General features: G+C 40.7%; 14 protein-coding genes. 9 read left to right on the top strand and 5 right to left on the bottom strand.

Annotation, left to right across the window (positions count from 1 at the left end; translation table 11 throughout):
* Nucleotides 1-56 precede the first annotated feature (56 nt).
* Genes GDK41_RS17425 through GDK41_RS17435 form a run of 3 tightly spaced genes read left to right on the top strand, consistent with a single transcriptional unit; the run spans nt 57 to nt 3,510 of the window.
* On the top strand, nt 57-1,265 hold the full coding sequence (locus GDK41_RS17425; RefSeq protein ID WP_152087755.1) for a paraquat-inducible protein A: 1,209 nt from the start codon (nt 57-59) through the stop codon (nt 1,263-1,265).
* Nucleotides 1,258-2,913, top strand: a complete 1,656-nt coding sequence (pqiB, locus tag GDK41_RS17430) for an intermembrane transport protein PqiB (RefSeq protein ID WP_152087756.1) — start codon at nt 1,258-1,260, stop codon at nt 2,911-2,913. Before GDK41_RS17425 ends, pqiB begins: the two co-directional genes overlap by 8 nt.
* A complete protein-coding gene (locus GDK41_RS17435; RefSeq protein WP_152087757.1) occupies nt 2,914-3,510 on the top strand; it encodes a PqiC family protein in 597 nt (198 codons plus the stop codon).
* A gap of 7 nt (nt 3,511-3,517) precedes the next feature.
* Here the strand turns inward: GDK41_RS17435 and GDK41_RS17440 are convergent, their stop codons facing one another.
* Together GDK41_RS17440 and GDK41_RS17445 are read right to left on the bottom strand one after the other, a co-directional pair.
* On the bottom strand, nt 3,518-4,021 hold the full coding sequence (locus GDK41_RS17440; RefSeq protein ID WP_152087758.1) for a GNAT family N-acetyltransferase: 504 nt from the start codon (nt 4,019-4,021) through the stop codon (nt 3,518-3,520).
* Between the two features lie 57 nt (nt 4,022-4,078).
* Nucleotides 4,079-6,961 (bottom strand): insulinase family protein, encoded by a 2,883-nt coding sequence (locus GDK41_RS17445; protein WP_152087759.1) that lies wholly within the window; start codon nt 6,959-6,961, stop codon nt 4,079-4,081.
* Nucleotides 6,962-7,078: 117 nt separating this feature from the next.
* Here GDK41_RS17445 and GDK41_RS17450 point away from each other — a divergent pair, with 117 nt between their 5' ends.
* From GDK41_RS17450 to ushA, 3 genes are all read left to right on the top strand, one after another.
* Nucleotides 7,079-7,504 carry an MAPEG family protein gene (locus GDK41_RS17450; RefSeq protein WP_152087760.1) on the top strand — a complete coding sequence of 142 codons (426 nt, stop codon included), beginning with the start codon at nt 7,079-7,081 and terminating at the stop codon, nt 7,502-7,504.
* Between the two features lie 100 nt (nt 7,505-7,604).
* Nucleotides 7,605-7,790, top strand: a complete 186-nt coding sequence (locus tag GDK41_RS17455; protein ID WP_152087761.1) for a hypothetical protein — start codon at nt 7,605-7,607, stop codon at nt 7,788-7,790.
* A gap of 72 nt (nt 7,791-7,862) precedes the next feature.
* Nucleotides 7,863-9,443, top strand: coding sequence for a bifunctional UDP-sugar hydrolase/5'-nucleotidase UshA (gene ushA, locus GDK41_RS17460; protein ID WP_152087762.1), 1,581 nt, complete (start codon nt 7,863-7,865; stop codon nt 9,441-9,443).
* Between the two features lie 68 nt (nt 9,444-9,511).
* Here the strand turns inward: ushA and GDK41_RS17465 are convergent, their stop codons facing one another.
* Both GDK41_RS17465 and GDK41_RS17470 read right to left on the bottom strand, forming a co-directional pair.
* Nucleotides 9,512-10,438 carry a hypothetical protein gene (locus GDK41_RS17465; protein ID WP_152087763.1) on the bottom strand — a complete coding sequence of 309 codons (927 nt, stop codon included), beginning with the start codon at nt 10,436-10,438 and terminating at the stop codon, nt 9,512-9,514.
* Nucleotides 10,428-11,327 carry a PhnD/SsuA/transferrin family substrate-binding protein gene (locus GDK41_RS17470; RefSeq protein WP_232056601.1) on the bottom strand — a complete coding sequence of 300 codons (900 nt, stop codon included), beginning with the start codon at nt 11,325-11,327 and terminating at the stop codon, nt 10,428-10,430. The genes GDK41_RS17465 and GDK41_RS17470 overlap by 11 nt, the downstream gene beginning before the upstream one ends.
* A gap of 220 nt (nt 11,328-11,547) precedes the next feature.
* Here GDK41_RS17470 and GDK41_RS17475 point away from each other — a divergent pair, with 220 nt between their 5' ends.
* From GDK41_RS17475 to GDK41_RS17485, 3 genes are all read left to right on the top strand, one after another.
* The gene (locus tag GDK41_RS17475; RefSeq protein WP_152087764.1) at nt 11,548-12,408 is read left to right on the top strand and encodes a S1/P1 nuclease; all 861 of its coding nucleotides are present in this window, start codon (nt 11,548-11,550) and stop codon (nt 12,406-12,408) included.
* 28 nt (nt 12,409-12,436) lie between these two features.
* Nucleotides 12,437-15,535, top strand: coding sequence for a TonB-dependent receptor (locus GDK41_RS17480; protein ID WP_152087765.1), 3,099 nt, complete (start codon nt 12,437-12,439; stop codon nt 15,533-15,535).
* A gap of 200 nt (nt 15,536-15,735) precedes the next feature.
* On the top strand, nt 15,736-18,942 hold the full coding sequence (locus tag GDK41_RS17485) for a TonB-dependent receptor (protein ID WP_152087766.1): 3,207 nt from the start codon (nt 15,736-15,738) through the stop codon (nt 18,940-18,942).
* 54 nt (nt 18,943-18,996) lie between these two features.
* Here GDK41_RS17485 and GDK41_RS17490 read toward each other — a convergent pair whose 3' ends face one another.
* Nucleotides 18,997-19,431, bottom strand: coding sequence for a MarR family winged helix-turn-helix transcriptional regulator (locus GDK41_RS17490; RefSeq protein ID WP_152088272.1), 435 nt, complete (start codon nt 19,429-19,431; stop codon nt 18,997-18,999).
* Nucleotides 19,432-19,527 lie beyond the last annotated feature (96 nt).

Below are 19,527 nucleotides of genomic sequence, written 5' to 3' on the forward strand. Positions count from 1 at the left end.
GCACTCACCCAATATTTGCCGCAAACTTAGCAAGTATTCATTCTTTGGGCAAAGCCGTGATCCTAGCGTGCAAACACTGTGACAGACTCATCAATGTTGGACATATCGGGCAGCAGCAAAGAGCGCGCTGCCCCGTTTGCCATTCACACTTACTAAGCTGCAAAAACAATCAACAGCAGTGGTTAAGCGCGTTTAGTATTGCCTCTTTGTTATTTTTATTTTCAAGCTTGTACTCTCCTTTTATTTCTTTTGCACAAAAAGGGTTAAGTCAGCAAATCACACTGTGGGATGCCGCGTTGTTACTGAGTGAAAAGTACAGCACCGCACTGGCCGTTGTGTTTGTATTCACTATTTTGGTCATGCCATTGTTTATGTGCTTTTTGGTGTTGCTTACTAACAGCCCGCTTTGGAGCAAGCTAAATCCTCATAATGCCCGTTGGATAGCAAAAACACTCAGCTATATAATGCCACTTAACCTTGCTGATATTTTTCTCGTTGCGGTCTTGGTGAGTACCTTTAAACTCATGTCGTATGCCGAGTTATCGTTGGGTTATGGCTTTTGGGCGTACGTCTTGTTTGTATTTTGCTTTATTGAATTACTGACTCTAATAGATGCCAATGAACTTTGGCAACGCCAGCAAAAACAATTTGAGCCCAAACCATTATTGTGCGGTCAAAGCGCATTATCTCAGTCTTTAAAACAGTGTAATGTATGCGGACAACTTACTGCACATGAGCATTGTCCGCGTTGCTACGCTAAAACGCATTTTAGAAAGCCACAAGCAAGCGCTCGCGCATTTGCGTGGATGCTCACTTCACTTGTGTTAATGGTTCCTGCAAATTTGCTGCCGATAATGAATACGATTAATTTAGGACAAGATACCTTTGCTACTGTTTTTTCGGGTATTGTTATCATGTGGCAAAGTGGCTCTTATCCAATTGCTGCTATTATTTTTGTTGCCAGTATTTGCATTCCGCTATTCAAAGCGCTGGCATTGTTTTATCTACTTTATGAAGCAAAAATGTGTAATAACCCTAAGCGTGCGAGTCAGTTGTATCGTTGGCTAGAATGGATGGGTAAGTGGTCAATGATTGATGTTTTTGTAGTTATTGTATTGGTATCTTTAGTACAACTGGGTTCTGTGCTAACGGTAGAGCCACAAATAGGCATTGTATTTTTTGCAGTCATGGTGTTGTGTCAAATGATGGCTGTACACAGTTTTGATCCGCGTATTTTATGGGACAAGTTAAAAGCTAATGAATGAACATGCATATATAGAATCAAAACCAAAGTTTTCCGTCATTTGGTTCATCCCCATAATTGCTCTATTTGTTACTGCGTGGATGCTATATCAGCACCAACTAAATCAAGGTCAAACAATTTTTGTAAAAATGACCACGGCGGATGGTATTGTGGCGGGTAAAACTGAGGTACGAGTACGCAGTGTTAAGGTGGGCGTTGTGCAGTCTCTGCGCTTGCAGCTTGATCAAAACGCAGTTATTGCCAAAGTACAAATAGACAACATGTACACCTCTTTGCTGAGTGCTGATGCCAAAATTTGGGTTGTAAAACCCAGAATCGATGAGTCAGGGATATCTGGCATGAACACCTTACTTTCAGGTGTTTATCTTGAGCTTGAGCCAGGCAGTAGTAACGTAAAGTCTTCTTTATTCACGTTGCAGGATGAACCTGCACTGATCGCCTCTGATATTAAAGGGAAACGGTACAGATTAAAATCACGCCATGCTGAAGTGTTAGATGTAGGTACAAGCATTTATTTTAGAAACTTCAAGATAGGTCAAATCGAATCAACCAACTTTAATACCGATAATTTAGCAATGGAATATGGTGTTTTTGTTTTCTCACCTTACGACAAGTTGATAACTGATAATGTCATTTTTTGGGTTTCATCGGGTGTTTCTGTGAATTTATCAACCGAGGGGATCCAAGTTTCTACTGGCAGTCTATCAAAGTTAATAAAAGGCGGCATATCGGTAGATTACCCGCCCAATCAAGAACCCAGTGCCGAAGCCACACAAAATAGTCAATTTACTTTGCATGAGAACTTTTCGGTCGCGCTTGAGCAACGCTTTGATGACTACGATTTCTATTTAATTGAATTTGAACAATCTATTCGTGGTCTAAGTCCCGGTGCACCAGTTGAATATAGAGGTATGCGCATTGGCACCGTTGAGCAAGCGCCAGCTCAATTGCAACGCGATGGACAACCGCTTTATTTTCAACAAGGCAGTACCTCTCTTCCCGTTTTGATCCGCATTGAATACGGCAGGCTATTTGAGAAAAGTCAGCTTGCCAGAGAATATTGGCAAAAAAATATAGAACAATGGATTAGAAATGGATTGAGGGCATCGTTAAAAAGTGGCAATATGTTAACAGGAGCGGTATACATAGAGTTAGACTTCTATCCAGAATCGCCCCAAGCCAGTGTGACAACCGCGTCGCTATACCCAACACTACCTAGTGTATCTAGCGGATTTACAGCACTGTCTGAGCAGGTTACTAAGTTATTAAACAAACTAAATGATCTGCCACTGAACAACACATTGACACAACTAGACGGGACCTTGCAACAATACAGGCAAATGGCAATGGAAATGAATCAATTAGTTAGCACTTTTAACCAAAATGGTACAGCCAACAAGGTAAACGATAATTTGGATAATATCAGTACTACGCTCACTCAGCTGACTTCTAGCTTAAAACAGTTTGAAAAAACGCTCACACATTATCAGCAAGACTCGACAATGGTTGAACAGTTAACGGATACATTAGAAGAACTAGAAAGTTTATCAAACACGTTGAAACCTTTTGCTAAAAGCTTGAATGAACAGCCAAACATGCTTATTTTTAACAAAAATAATGTTGAAGACCCTGAGCCTAGGAAAAAGTAAATGCGTGTAATTTTAGCAAGTTTAGTGCTCGCTTTTGCAACTGGGTGCAGTCACAGTGTCACCAATCCTAACGCATACTTTAGTTTTGCTGCAGCCACAGGAGTGAATTCAGATACAGATGTTGCAGCGCAAAAACGTACACTAAAAATTCATTCAATAAAACTATCTGGCATTGCAGATCAGCAAGCAATCGTTCAAATTCAGCCTGATAATCAGGTTTCTGTCGCACAGCATCACTTTTGGGCAGAGCACCCAAATGATATGCTCAGTAAGAAACTACATAACTTACTAAGCAATAAGCTAGATCTTTGGCAAGTTGTGAGCGCTAACGTACCAACGTCAGGTTACAACACTATTTACCTTATGGTGGAGGTAACAGAGTTTGCGGGCCACTATGAGGCCGGTACATTACTTAGTGGCAGTTGGTACTTGTACGAAAAAAACAATACGTCTGATCAGCTCCTTGCTTACCAAAACTTTACCCTATCTGAGCCTTTGACTAAGGACGGGTTCCCTGCTCTTGTTAGAGCACTTGAAACTTCATGGATGCAAGTTGCAAAGCAAATAGCCAAGCAACTACACGCTTTGGAAAATTAACTACAAGCTAAAAATGTATTTCGTACAAGTTAGACACTACTGCTGGCTCAAGCTCTATAGTTTGCTTAAAATCGAATCCACAAAAGCGTAACAATTTGATACTTGCTTCGTTGGTCAACGAGGTTATTGCCAGTACGGTATCTAACTGTAAATTATCTTTAGCAAATTTTAGTAAGGCATTAGCAGCTTCTGAGGCATATCCTTTACCCGTAAACTCGTCTAAAAATGCATAGCCTAAATCAGGCTCTTTGAAAACAGGTCGCTGATAGAAGCCAGCGACACCAATTGCAGTACCATCTTGCAAGGTAACAATAAAAGGAGCTTTTAGTCCTTGCATATAAGGATCTAAGAATGCACCTTGAATATAGTTTTGTGCGTCAGCCAAAGTATATACTTTTTTGTCAGCAATATTGTCTATAAAACTCTTCTGGTTCAACAACTTTAAAATAAACGCATCGTCCGATAACGTTGCCTTACGAATAACTAAGCGTTCTGTATTTATTATTATCATCCATATTACTCCACCAAATTGGCCAGCAACTCATGAAGTGTGCTGGCCGATTTTTATTTATTGTAATGAGATACGCTTGTACAAATCTTCAATTGAAGCAAGCTTTGTCTGCTTAGGTAATTGAGCAAACGGCTTTTGTTGGAACTTCTTACCACGAAGCTGAATGTTAAGGCGAGGTGCTTCTGGGTTAAGCATTGTTTGCTTATAATACGATTTCACATCCGCTAAAGTCACTTGCTCAACCGCTTTGATAAGTTTCTCTTTTGAATCATATTGGTAATTTTCTCTATACCAATCTGACAGCAAAGGAGACAGCTCTTCGCCTAAGTTTTTAGGCGCTTCTTTCAAAGACACTAACTGAGCATTTTTAAGCTGCATAAAGGTATTATGATCTAAGTCTTCAAGCGCTTTTGCGTATTGCGTTTTGTACTGATCAAAACGTGCTTGCATCGATGCCACATCCTTAACTGGTGTTTGAATATAAAAGCCGAGCGCTGAATAATCATCAATACTTTGTGCCGTTGCCCCTACCGCATAACCTAGTTGCTCTTCCGTTCGTAACGTATCAAATATATGGGTACGCAAATGACTCACCAGCACTCGTGCCGCCGCTTTTTGTTTAAAGCCCGCTTCTGGGTGAACCACCATATCTATCAAACCGACATCGGCAACGTCAATATCTTGTTGCCATACCAAGGTTTCACCTTTCTTAGGCTGCCAATAAGGGGTTTTAACATAATCAGTAATTTGCTGCGATTTGGGCAGTGCTTTTTTAACCACATTCGCAACGTCAACTAAACTAGCTTTATCATAGTTGCCATAACCAAAAATACGCACTTGGTTGTTTTTCAGCAATTGTGTTTGAATTTTATCAAACTGCTCCAACGTTAAGTTATTAGCTGCATCAAGCAGTGCTTGAGTATCAAAGCTACCAGCTCTTATCAATCGATGATATTGACCAAACACTTGATTAATTGGAAACTGCTTACCTTCGTTTTGTAATTCTCGACGGTATCTATCAATTGCTTGAGCAAATTCTTCTTGCGACACTTCTACTTTTAATTCATCCATTGCCTGTGACAATAGCCGTGACTGCTTATCCGTAAAGCCAGAGATATTCATCACCAAGCCGTTGCTTGGCGACAGTGACATTGACATGCCAGCAACTGCAGCTTCTGTTGCTAATTTGCTTTGCGCCATCGCGTATAGATCGGTCCAAATAGCCAAGGCCACATCAGCCTTAATGTTGCTCATCGGCTCTGGTGAGTTTATATAAATGTTTAAGCTACCCTTAGGTTGATGAGCAAACAGCGCGCTTGGAGTATGCCAAACTGTAATACCTTGCTCTTCAAATACTTTTTGTACGCCTATTTGCCCCTGCTCTGGCGTCGTTTTTATGGCGAATTGCTCTGGTAGTAAACGGTTAACACTGGGTAGCTGCAATGCTAACTTGCTAGGCGCTTTCCAACTGTCGATTTCGTCTTGTGAAATATCAGCGACTTTGTATTTGCCATCATAAAAATGAAGCTGTTTTTCGAAGGGCTCTTCCTTACTGATGTACCACACTCTAAGGTGTTCAGCGTCTAATTGCTCCAGTACCGATGATACTTCTTTAGGATCAAATTTAGCATAGTGAAAGCCCGCATTAATCGCATGATTTATTGGGTATTTTTGCATGCTATCTGCAAGGTTGCTGACATAGCCAAATTCGTCACTTTTTTCTAAGAATTGAAACTGATTGTTTAGTGAGGTACGAATTTCATCAAAGTATTTGCTATCAATACCTTTACGTTTAATAAGGTCGATATACTGCATGATAGTAGCAACCACAAGCTCGCGGTTTTCCATGCCTTTATCAGTAAGGTTTATATCTACACTCAACGCGCCATAGTTACCATAAATACCAGCATCTGCTGAAGCAGTGAGTTCAGAGATCAATCCTTCTTGTTTCAGCACCTGAGCTGGACTGCCAGCCATTTCATTGCTCAACAAATAAGTAACAAAATAGTTTGGTTTAACTGCAAATTGGTCTCGGTTGTTTTCAATGGTAAAATCAAGTTTTAACTGTTTAACGTCTTCATTTGGGACGTAATGAACGCGCTTTCTGCCAATTTGGCTAAAGTCGAGCTTTGCACTCACTTTCGGTTTTTCAATTTGTTTATTCTTTATAGTTGAGAAGTGCTTTTTAGCTTTTTTCGCCATCTCAGGCAAAGGCTCATTTGCCAACATCACCACTTTCATAATGTTTGCTGAGTAGTAGCGATTGTAGAAATCAACCGTTTCGCTATGTAGCTTACTTCCCTCTTTATCACCTAAGGTCTCTAAGTTGCCCGGTAAAAAGCGATTCGCTGGATGCTCTCCCATCAAGTTTCTTGCTAATTTAAATTGGCCAAAAAAGTCTAGTTCACGACGCATAGACCATTCAGCATTTACGGCATTTTTTTCTTTTTCTGTATACTCTGGATAGAGCTTTGGCGCTTTAAAAAAGTCAGAAAAGCGATCTAAAGCTTCATCGTAGGCGTTACTATTCACCTTAAACATGTAGTTGGTAATATCCAACCAAGTATAAGCATTATGTGCTCCACCATTTTGCGTCATAAAATCTGAGTAACCATTGGTATCAGGAAAACGCTCCGTACCTAAAAACAACATATGTTCAAGGTAGTGTGCCATCCCTTGCTGGGTCATGGGATCATGCAATAAACCAACACCGACGCTTAGTGCGGCTGCCGATTTTTCAACACTCGGATCTGACACTAAAATAACGTCAATACCATTTTCCAAGGTTAGCGTTTGATACTGGCGAGTATCATTTGGACTAACCACCAATTGCTCGCTGAGTAGCGAAGGAGATTGTGAGTTTACTGTGCCAAGTGAATGAGTACTACACCCTGTGATCACCGAAAGGCTCAAGATACTAAGTGCAAAAAGCTTTTTCATGATTATTATCCATTTTATATTTTGCTTTACTGATACCAATCATCTTTAGTAAGTTAGTGATTTGCAACTAATATGCAGACATCATTGTAACAGTCTGTAAATCTAGGACTACAAAACATGTTTAGCTCACCGGACAAAATTGTAATTATCTCAATGCTTTTGCAAGTTTTTTTAACTTTCAGCGTGATGATTGTGATGGGCAGGAGACGTTTCGCCGCAGCCCGAGAAGGCTCATTGCAAATACATGACTTTAAAACGATGCAACTAAATCATGCGCCTGAACAGGTGCTATTAGCTAGTCGCAATTTTGAAAACCAATTTGAAATTCCTGTGCTATTTTATGTCGTTTGCTTGCTCGCCATGCACTTAAATACCACAAGCTGGTTTTTTGCAATTTGTGCGTTACTTTTCGTTTTATCACGAGTAGCACATAGCGTTGTCCACTTGACTTACAATAAGGTCAGAGCACGTTTTAGACTTTTTCTTTTAGGTTGCACTTTTATTGTTATTCAATGGCTAGCCTTGGCAGTTACATTAATATAACCAAAACTACTTAAAAAGATTAACTATGTAACACTTTGTTCTTTAATTAGCCGTATATTTTGTTAGGATGTGTCTCCAACAAACATAGAGGATGAAAACAATGAACAACGAAATGCCAATATGTGATTTTGGGTTACACGCTGGGGAACCTTATACAAAACTGCCCGCTAGCTTTTTAAACTGGATGGTAGAGATCAACCATGATAAGTCATCTCTAGCAAAACAAGAGCTGTCAAGACGTGAAGACGCTGTAATGGCGGCATGCAGCGGCACAAAAAATTCATAATTTTTACTCTTTCTCTTTAGAGTTTTTAGTTTAAAATGGGCGCATAATTAGTTTTACCTATAATAGGTTAATATGCGCATTATTTTTACGGTACTCCTATGTACCTTTTTGTCATCATGCCAGCTTACATCTTCAGAGCCTACGCAGTACCTTACTGTATTACACACAAATGATAACCATGGTCGCTTTTGGCACAATGAAGATGGCGAATATGGTATGGCGGCACGTAAAACATTAATTGATAAGCTTCGCTCTCAAGCACAGCAGCAAGGGCATGCCGTGCTGCTATTGTCAGGGGGAGATATCAACACTGGTATTCCAGAGTCAGATCTGCAATTTGCAGAACCCGACTTTAAAGGCATGAGCCTACTTGGTTATGACGCTATGGCGATTGGCAACCATGAGTTTGACAACCCACTAGATGTGCTTGACAAACAACAAAACTGGTCAAACTTCCCTTTGCTATCTGCCAATATTCTTCATGCAAAAGACAATAGTCATGCCTATCAACCTTACACCATTATCAACAAGCAAGGTCTGTCTATTGCGGTCGTCGGTTTAACAACAACCGACACTGCTAAAATTGCCAATCCAGAGTATTTGGGTGATCTGATATTTGTTGAGCCGTCAAAAATTTTAACATCGGTTGTCAAATCCATCAGAGCAAATCACGCGGTAGATGCTGTTATAGCCGTAACACACATGGGACATTTTCATAATGCAGAACATGGTATAAACGCGCCAGGTGACGTAACACTGGCTCGTAACCTGGCACCAAATACCATCGATATGATCATTGGGGGCCATTCGCAAGAGCCTGTCTGTGTAACTGAACGAGGTCAAGCAGATAAAGACTTTGCTCCTGGGAAGTCTTGTATACCTGATCAACAAAACGGCATTTGGATAATGCAAGCTCATGAGTGGGGCAAATATGTTGGCAAAGCCGAGTTTAAAATCAAAGATGGTAAGAAGTCTTTAATCAGTTATGAGCTAATACCCGTTAACTTGAAAGATGATAAGGGCCAGTATATTAATGGATATATAGAACCCGATCAAAAACTTGAGGCTTTTTTGCAACCTTATCAGACCTTTGGAGAACAAAAGCTTAAAGGCAGCGTTGGCTACGTTGACAACTACCTTGATGGCAAGCGCTCTACTGTACGTTTTACTCAAAGTAAACTGGCAGCTCTGATAATTAAAGCACAAATGGCAGCGGTAAACGCCGATTTTGGTTTAATAAGTGGTGGTGGTATTCGTCATAGCATTAAAGCCGGAGATGTAAGCTACAAAGACATTTTAAAAGTGCATCCCTTTAAGAACCGGATCACTGTGATGCAATGGAAAGGTAATGAGCTATTAGATTACCTAAATACAGTAACGCGTTTTCCGCCTGATTCGGGCGCATACATGCAATATTATGGGCTTTCATTTGACCTAGTTAACGGGCAGTTGACGAATGTTATGATCAATGGTGAAGCTTTAGATATAAATGCACAGTATCGTATGAGCATCAACAGCTACAACGCCGCTGGAGGCGATGGCTACCCCAACATCACTCAGTTGGCAGGCTTTAAATCTACCAGCATTACCGATGCCCAAGTACTAAAAGATTACTTGGAAAAGCACTCTCCGATTAATGTTGGGCTACTATAAAACGTTCTCCAAGGAGGCAAGTCATGCCTCCTTATCTATTTTTATACCCAGCAAATGCATATACGCACTTACTTCCCTTTAACATCAACGTCTGAAAAACTAATATTCGATAATCCATAACTGTGTAGTTTGGAACGAGACCCCTCCCCGTACGCTTTTGGCGGGTAATATTTTGATTTTAGCTCTGGGTGCTCATTAAACACGTCATCTAGTGCAGCGCGGATCTCACTTAAAGTCTTCTCTAAGCTATTTGAAAAATTTGGCTTTTTTCTAACCGTATGACCAAGCACTGTGAGTCGTTCAAAATAACGATTTGCAATTGATACCAATGCTTCAGGCACGTCTTTATTTGGATTAAGTATAGTATCTGCATTGCTGTCACAAAACTCTACTAGTGCGATATAAAAACATAACGGCTTATTTGCTAACTGAACATGCTGCTGTGGGTCTGAGCTTAGGTAAATACATTTTGTATTTAAATCAAGAACTAACTTTGCTCGCTCAGACTCGATATTGGTTACCGACTTAACTAAATTTTGCCGTGCCTTTAGATGTGATCTTAGGTATAGCAACCACACCAAATATGCAAATATAAGCGGTGCAATATAACTTATCCAAAGGTGCTGCTTATTAACAAGGTACTTAATGACAACCTTTTTGTGAGCAGACTCAAGGATATAAACATGGTTATGATCGGGCTTAGGCGATGGCTCTACGCTTCGTATATCATCAAGAACAATACGTGAGTTATGGGCGCTAAGCACCCTATTTATTTCTTGAATGTAAAGCGATACTTTTTGCTGGTCACCGCTATAATTAAACAGCGGCTCGGCAATTGGTAACATTTCTAGATCTAAAGCAATCCTAGTCGCTAACTTGCTTAAATCACTTTTTGCATCTCGTTCGATGACATAGCTTTGTGAAAAGCTAAATAATAAAGTAAACGTTACAACCAGTAATACAAAGCTAGTGACCTTGTGGTGTTTAACCTTCATTATCATAACCCTCTACAAAACCGTAAGGTGCAATATTGCATTGCCAATAATGCTGCAACTTGTCAAAGTAGCTTGACTGAACATTATTAACAACAGCACTAATTGAGCTTTGTAATGCGCATGCTAAATCGGTATTTTCGTCTGCCATCTTTATATACCACTTACTACCACTTACATTGTCGGCGATTGGCGTTATATAGTTTTCAGAAAACTTTTGCTGATCTTGTTCTTGCCAATAAGAAGCGATTATATCAACCTCCCCTTTAGAAAGTAGCTCTCTAAGCGCACTGTGAGAGCCTGCATACACAATATTCAATGCTGACAAATCGATATCTAGTTGCTTAAAAACTTGCTTTGGCAAAATATGCGCTGAACGACTAGTTGGGTAATCTACCAATCCAATTGTTTTATCAAGAAAATAAGCCTTTTCTAATCGTGGCTTCTCACGGGCAGATATAAAAAAAGCGGTATAGCTTGGGTAGCCAATTAATGGCATATAGTTTTGTGTAGACTCAGCCATCATCGCTTCCATCACATTATCTTTACTGAGTATGATATCCGCTATTCCTTTAGCTAAAAATTCAATCTGCTCTGCAAGGCTTCCTCCCCAATATGTTTCTACAGAGCCATACTGCTTCGCTAATACGCTGTCTTGGCATAATGAGTGATGAACCTTTTCGGCTAAGCTCTGTACAGGTACATGAACGCGAAATACCGCCAGACTAGATGAACTTGCTATTTTGCATGTGTACGAATAGGAGCTTACAGGTGACAGCTTATTTAATTCGCTGTTAACGAGTAAATAAGGTACAAACCAGTTAGCGAGCAATAAGAGCAATAGCACTACAAAAAACGTACATTTATTGTTCAAAATAGATGTTTTGTTCAAAACTTAATACTTCTTGATTAGCAGACAACGTCATTACAACAAGTTCCCTTACTTATTACAATAGGTAATTTTACCTATGCCTTATAACGCATTGTTTTAATTACTTTATTAACAAGAAATTATGAATAGGCTTGACTCCTTTTGTTTTCTTGAAAAACACGGACAATTGACCTTATTGAAATAGCGGTTCTATATCGCGTTCTGTTCAGAGTATAGATACATGTTAACAACTAAAATTTCTTCGCTGGCGCTCGCTGCGGCACTTTTAACATCATCACAAGCGCTAGCTTGGGGTCAAAACGGTCATCGAATAGTTGGAGAATTGGCGTCTCTACACCTTACCCCTACAACTCAAAACGCATTACTACCATTACTCGAAGGTGACTCTTTAGCAGAAGTGTCGACCTGGGCAGACGAAATGCGTTCTGACAATAGTACGTTTTGGCGAAAAAAATCCTCAAAATGGCACTACATAAATGTTACTGACGCTGAGAATATGCATAAACATGTGCATCACGATGTATCATCCAAAGAACAAGTTAAAAATGTTTTAGACGGCATGTACTACGGTATTAATGTGCTGAAGTCTGATAAGTCATCTCTTAACGAAAAACGTTTCGCTTTGCGCTTTTTAGTACACCTTGTTGGTGATAGTCATCAGCCGTTTCATGCAGGGCGTGCAGATGATCACGGTGGCAATAAAATTAGCGTAACCTTTTTTGGGGACAAAACTAACCTGCACAGCACTTGGGACACTCGTTTAATAGAAAATGAGCGCCTATCTTACACTGAGTTTACAAATTTCATAAAAACGTCAAATAGCGCTATCATTGAAGACTATTTGAACAGTGAACCCGCTGACTGGCTGCTAGAGTCGCACCACATAGCAGAAAATATTTATAACTTAAATGAAACTGACATAAGTTACGGGTACATTTACAAATATATGCCAACAGTTAAGACTCGCTTACAACAAGGGGGAATTCGACTAGCTGGCCTGTTAAACCAAATTTTTGATAAAAACGCGCAGCCACTTAAAGAAGCGCTGAAGACTTCTAACACTGCGACACTAAATAACTAGTAAGTTCTACAATACGGGAAACAATATAATGAAAACTCTTTTGCGCAAAACTTCGCTCTCTCTAGCGATTGCTGCAAGCCTCGCGGCTAGTGGCGCTGCATTTGCTAATGACACAGCGTCGAGTCTAAAAGGTCAAGTGGTTGGCCCTATGGGTAACCCAGCTGCTGGCACGAAAGTTACTATTATTCATACCCCTTCAGGTTCTGTAAAAACGGCTGTTGTTAACGAAAGCGGTGTTTTCTCAGCAAAAGGCCTTCGTGTAGGCGGCCCTTACCAAATTATCGTAGACTCAGATAAATTTGAAGATACGATGCTTGAAGATATTTACCTCTCTTTGGGTAAAACTTTCCCTGTCTCTGTACAGCTCAAGTCTCAACAGACGATGGAGCAAATCGTTGTTACTGGTCGCCCTGTTACTGCTCAAACAGGCGGTACAGGCCCTGCTACGCACTTTTCTTTAGCAGATCTTCAAAGTAAACCAGCTATCAACCGCGACATTAAAGATATCGTCCGTACTGATCCACGTATTTATGTAGACGAAAGTAACTCTGGCGCTATCCAGTGTGCTGGCGGTAATCCGCGCTTCAACAGCTTGACTGTTGATGGTATGCGTATGAACGATAACTTTGGCCTAAATAGCAATGGTTACCCAACAGAGCGTATGCCCTTCTCTTTTGACTCAATTGCTCAAGTAGCTGTTGAGTTAGCGCCATTTGATGTTCAGTATGGTGGCTTTACTTCATGTAACATTAATGCGGTAACAAAGTCTGGTACAAACGAATTAACTGGCGGCGTATTCTTTGATTATACTAATGATTCACTTTCTGGTGACGAAATTGATGGCCAGAAACAAAACATAGGCAACTACACAGAGAAACGCTACGGTTTCAACTTCGGTATGCCATTAGTTGAAGACACCCTATTCTTGTTTACCAGCTATGAAAAGCTTGAAGGCTCAGAAATCTTCGAATATACGCCATTTGCAAATGGTAAAATTAGCCAAGCTCAGATAAATGAAATCATTACTATCACCAAAGATGTATATGGTTATGATGCAGGCTCTATGATACCGAGTATGCCAGTTGAAGATGAAAAGCTACTTGTTAAGCTTGACTGGAACATTAACAACGACCACCGTGCAAGCTTCGTATATAACTACAACGATGGTTTCTCTTTATCTCAGTCTGACTCTGGCTCTGACCGTTTATCTCTTTCAAATCACTTCTATGAGCGTGGTGCTGAATTTACATCATTCGTAACATCGATCTATTCTGACTGGAGCGACGTATTTACAACTGAAGTACGTGTTGGCTACTCAGAACTAGATAATCGTCAAATTTCGTTAGACCGTGCGTCAGGTTTTGGTGAATTCCAAGTTCGTGTTAACGATGTAAACGTTTACTTAGGTCCAGATGACTCTCGCCAGGCAAACAAGTTAAAATATGACAACTTATCTCTTAAATTCGCAGGTACCTATTATTTAGATGACCACGAACTTTACTTTGGTTATGAGCGTGAAGAGTTAGACGTATTTAACATGTTCGTACAGCACAACGAAGGTGAACACCGCTTTGGCAGCATTGAAGATTATCGCAATGGTGTGGCACGTGTATACTACGGTAATGCGTCATCTCACAACCCACAAGACGCTGCTGGCGAATTTAAGTACGCGCTGAATACGTTATATTTCCAAGACAAATTTGACCTGATTGACTACGACATTACCGTTACTGCGGGTCTTCGTTACGATTGGTATACCAGTGATGACGTTCCAGCGTTCAACCCTAACTTTAAAGAACGCTTTGGTTTCTCAAACCAGCAAAACTTAGATGGCGTTGATTTACTGCAACCTCGTTTAGGTATCAACTGGGTGCTTAACGACCAGTTAGAATTACGCGGTGGTATTGGCCTGTATTCAGGTGGTAACCCGAATGTATGGATCTCTAACAGCTACTCAAACGACGGTGTTCGTAACATCCAAGATAGTGAGCGTAATGTTCAACTACTTGGACCTGATGCCGTTGCATTTGTTGATGGTGGTAAACCTGGTTACGCAATTCCACAGTCGCTTTACGATAGCATCAGTACAGGCAGCGTAGATGACAGCACAAACGTAACAGATCCAAACTTTGAGATTCCTTCAGAGTGGAAGTTTTCACTTGGGGCTACTTATGTAACTGAATCAGATTACGTATTTACAGCAGATTATCTTTACACTGATAAGCAAGACTCTGCAGTTATCAGAAACCTTGCATTACAGACAAATGAAACTGCGCCTGATAGACGCCCTATTTACAACGACTCAATTCACTCACGTGAATCTGACTTAATGCTAACTAACGTACAAGGCGATGATGGTTATAGCCATGTATTGTCATTTGGCATGAATAAGTCTTTTGACAACGGTGTTGACCTTGCCCTTTCTTACGCTTATTCAGTGACAAAAGACGTGCACCCAATGGACAGCTCAGTTGCATTCTCAAACTTCCACAGAATTGCAACATACGATCCGCAAAACCCAGGTCGTTCACGCTCTGATTATGAAGTACCACATCGTGTAACAATGAACCTATCTTACAACACAGAGTTGTTCGACGGTTTAGATACTAAGTTCAGCCTATTCGGTCAAGCAAGTGTCACTAACCCTTACTCGTACACGTTCGAGGGTCAGCGCTCTAGCATGTTTGGTTATGCAGATGACAACCGCGACCTACTTTATGTGCCAGACGTTGACGCAGCAAACGTCGTATATGGTGATGACTTTGATAAAACAGCATTTGATGCATGGGTTGAGCGCGAAGGCTTAAAACGTGGTCATATCCAAGGTCGTAATTCGCAAGATGGCGAGTGGTGGGTAACGTTTGATTTAAAAGTTGAGCAAGAGTTTGGCGGTTTTGCTGAAGGTCACAAAGGTTCAGCGTTCTTCGTAATTAAAAACGTTGGCAACCTACTAAATGACGATTGGGGCACGCTTAACAAAGGTAACTCAATGCAAAATGCTGTTACAGCGTCAATCAATGATAACGGGCAATATGTATTTGAAAAGTTCAATAACCCATCGGGTACTGACTTTGAAATCAAACCATCGTTATACGAAATCCGCTTTGGTGTTAAATATAACTTCTAAGCTGTAATTCCTATCGATTGAATTTTAAATCTTAAAAAAACACGGTTAGCGCCCTTTGGAGCTAGCCGTGTTTTGATGTGATTTACAAATACTATCGAATGGATAGTTCTACTTTAACTAGATGTGGCTTGAACACGGATGCGCCCATTTAGCTTGATTATTTGAAATTGAAACAACCTAAACACACGGGAAACAACACAATGAGAAACGTTCGCTTAACTAAAGTGGCCGGCGCTTTAGCATTAGCTCTTGGCGTATCAGCAAGTGCATTTGCAGCTGACACATCATCTGCAATGCGTGGTAAAATCACCACTCCAACAGGAGACGCTGCTGCTAACGTTAAAGTTACAGTTATTCACGAGCCAACAGGCACAATCAGCACATTTATGACCAACGAATCTGGCGCGTTCATCGCAAAAGGCCTTCGTGTTGGCGGTCCTTACCGCGTAGTGCTTGATTCTGACAAGTATTCAGATGCACAGCTTAATGATATTTTCCTAGAGCTTGGTGATACGCACCGCATAGTTAACCAACTTGAGCCTTTACAACAAGTAGAAAAAATCGAAGTAACAGGTTACAAAATCGTACAGCAAGCTGGCGGCTCAAACAGCGTATTTGGCGCTGAAACAATTGAAAATGCGCCAAGCTTCAACAACGATATTAAAGACGTTGCGCGTATTAACCCACTAGCGAGCATTAACGGTGACGGTGAATTGACCATTGCAGGTAACAACCCACGCAGTAACAGCTTAACGGTTGATGGCATTGGTCAAAATGATGACTTTGGTCTATCGAAGCAAGGCTACCCTACTCTACAGCCACCTGTGGCACTTGATGCAATTGAACAAATATCTGTAGATGCATCACCTTTTTCTGCTAAAAAAGGTAACTTCGGTGGTGGTACTATCAATGCGGTAACTAAATCTGGTTCAAACGAATACACATTCACTGGCTTTTACGAGCACAGCTCTCCAAGCCTTGGTGGTAAGATTGACGACATCACTCAAAACTTTGACGGTCGTGATGCCGTTTTAGATTCAGATGGTCACAGAACTTTTTCGACCAAGTCAGTTGAAACTGAAGTAACAGAAAAGCGTTTAGGCTTCAGTACTGGCGGCGCTATCATCAAAGATGAACTATTCTACTTTGTAAACTATAACGCGTGGGAAAAAGAAAAAGAGTTGGGTTACGGTTTTGCAGGTTCCGGTGCCGAGAAAGAGTTTGTAGCGAGCCAAGCCGACTACAACACGTTCATTAATACACTTAACAATGTATATGGTCTTCAAGACTCTTTGAGTGGCGACCCAGAAGACAAAAGTGACAGTATTCTTGTTAAACTAAGCTGGAATATTAATGATGCGCACCGTGCTGACTTCACATATCAGTGGCAGAACGAAGAAGAAACAAGAGATTATCAAGACGAAGTTGCAACTGTTCAAATGAACTCTAGCTTGTTCACTTTAACGACTAAGTTCAATAACTTTGCAACTAAAATTTACTCAGATTGGTCTGATGATTTTACAACTGAGTTTGGATTAGCATATAAAGATGTAAGCAATAGCAGCGTAACTAACTCTGATCTGGGCTCAATCGAAGTTCACCTTAAAGATGGTCGTGGACCAGGTTTCCAGTTCGGTGCAACGGAATTCCGCCACAACAATGTTGGTGAAACTGAAACGCTAGAACTGACATTTGACGCAACTTACCTACTGGGTGACCACGAAATTGGTTTTGGTGTTCAGTACAAAGACTTGCGTTTATATAACTTATTTGCTGAGAACTCACGCGGTTCCTGGACATTTGCTAGCTTGGAAGACTTTGCTAACAAGAAGCTTCACATCAACCGTGACAATTATCAATTCACTTATGGTAATGCTTATACTAGTAATGCCAACGACATGGCCTATGACTCAACTCGCAACCAATTTGCGTTATATGTTGAAGACAAGTTTTACCCAACAGATGATTTAGAAGTTACAGCAGGTCTTCGTTATGAGCGTCTTTCTTCAAGTGACGAAGCGAAGCTTAACCAAAACTTCTTAAACGCTTACGGCTATAGCAACCAAGAAAACCTTGACGGTCTAGATATTATCTTGCCTCGTGTAGGTTTCAAATATTATGCAACCGAGTCTCTAACAATCAATGGTGGTATTGGTCGTTTCCAAGGTGGTATTCCAAATGTATGGTATAACGCACCATTCCAAAACGATGGTATTACTTACGTAACTGCTTCACAAAACGCGATTAACGATTACTTTGCAGGTGTGGAAGAAGTAGATATCACACGTGTTCCAGATGAAATTAAACAGTCTCTAGTTCAAGGTGCTGGTAGCACAAACTATACAGACCCTAATTTTGAACTACCTTCAAGTGTTCGTGCTCAAGTTGGTTTTGAATATGAATTCGACTCAGCGCTATTAGGTGACGGTTTTAAATGGACTGCTGAGCTTGCGTATCACAAGAAAGAGAATGAAGCGGTATGGCGTAACACTGCTATGCGACCTGTTGGCACAAGCGCTACTGGCCGTACAATTTATGAGAGTATCTACGAAGGTGATTTAAAAGACAACTTCGATATCATGATGACTAACTCTAAAGAAGACGGTCGTTCTGTTATCTTCAGTACGTCACTAGCTAAAGAGTTCGATAACGGTCTTTACGTATCTGCTAGCTATACTCATCAAGACGTTGAAGATGTAAACCCAGGTAGCTCATCACGTGCACAAAGTAACTACCAGTATGCAACGGTACATAGCCGCAATGTTGACTTAGTTGGCCGTGGTCACTATGAAGTTGAACACAACTTTAAAGTAAGTATGAGCTATAAAACTGAGTTCTTCGATGGTTATGCTACTAAGTTCAACGTATTCTTTGAGCGTCGTTCAGGTCGCCCATTTAGTTACACAATGGGCTTATTTAATGATGGTGACTTAGGTGATACGCGTGACTTCAACAGAGGTTCAGCTTATTTAGCTTACATCCCGACTGGTGCAGATGATGTAAATGTAGACTGGGCAAAGTCAAAACTGTCTTGGGCGGAGCTTGAAACATTACTAAACCGTGCGGGTATTTCAGAGCGCGGTCAATTACTTGGCCGTAATACTGGTACTCAACCTTGGGTTACAACCATGGATGTGAGCTTTAAGCAAGAGCTTCCAGGTTTCTCTGAAGGCCACAAAGGCGAGTTCTACGTAATGGTTGAGAACTTCGCAAATCTACTTAATAGTGACTGGGGTATTGAGAAGAAACTACGCTTCTCTGATCAAGCTATCTATGACTTCGGCGGCCTAGAAAATGGTAAGCTAGTTATTGATCCTCGCTATAATGGTGCAGATGTACGTAACTATACTGAAATCACTGAAGCATCAGCGTGGAGAGCTAAAATCGGTATTCGTTACACTTTCTAATCTCGATTTAATTAGCACATAAATTTAAAAGGCCAACATCATGTTGGCCTTTTTCTATAGTTTATCTACTTGAAGTTCTATTTTGTCCATCACGCTTTTCAGCAGTACTCGCTCTTCATTAGACAATTCCACTAGGAGTTCTTGCTCCCACTTAAGTGCCTTTGGAGACAATTGTGCGTAAAGCGCCTCCCCGTCTTTCGTTAAGCTCAGTAGCTTTGCGCGTTTGTCGTTAGGATCTGCACATAGTTCAATCAACTGTTTGTCTGTAAGTTGCTTTACAGCGCGTGACATTGTGGATTTATCGATTTGAGCTAAATCACACAAACGTTTTGCCGAACACGTTTCTTGTTGTGCAAGATGAGCAATGGCACGCCACTGAGGTACGGTTAATTCTGCTTCCTCAAAATACACGCTCGAAAAAGCAGTACTTACTTTATTTGCCAACTTCACCAGTCGATACGGTAAAAACTCTTCTATTTTTAGTGACACCTTATTCAAGGCTTCTGCTCCTTTAATACATCTGTAAAAAATTATATACAAACTAAATTGTGAAAGACACTTGATAATACTCTCACATGAGAGTAT

Origin of the sequence: Pseudoalteromonas sp. A25, from assembly GCF_009176705.1 — a bacterium.
Taxonomy (GTDB): Bacteria; Pseudomonadota; Gammaproteobacteria; order Enterobacterales; family Alteromonadaceae; genus Pseudoalteromonas.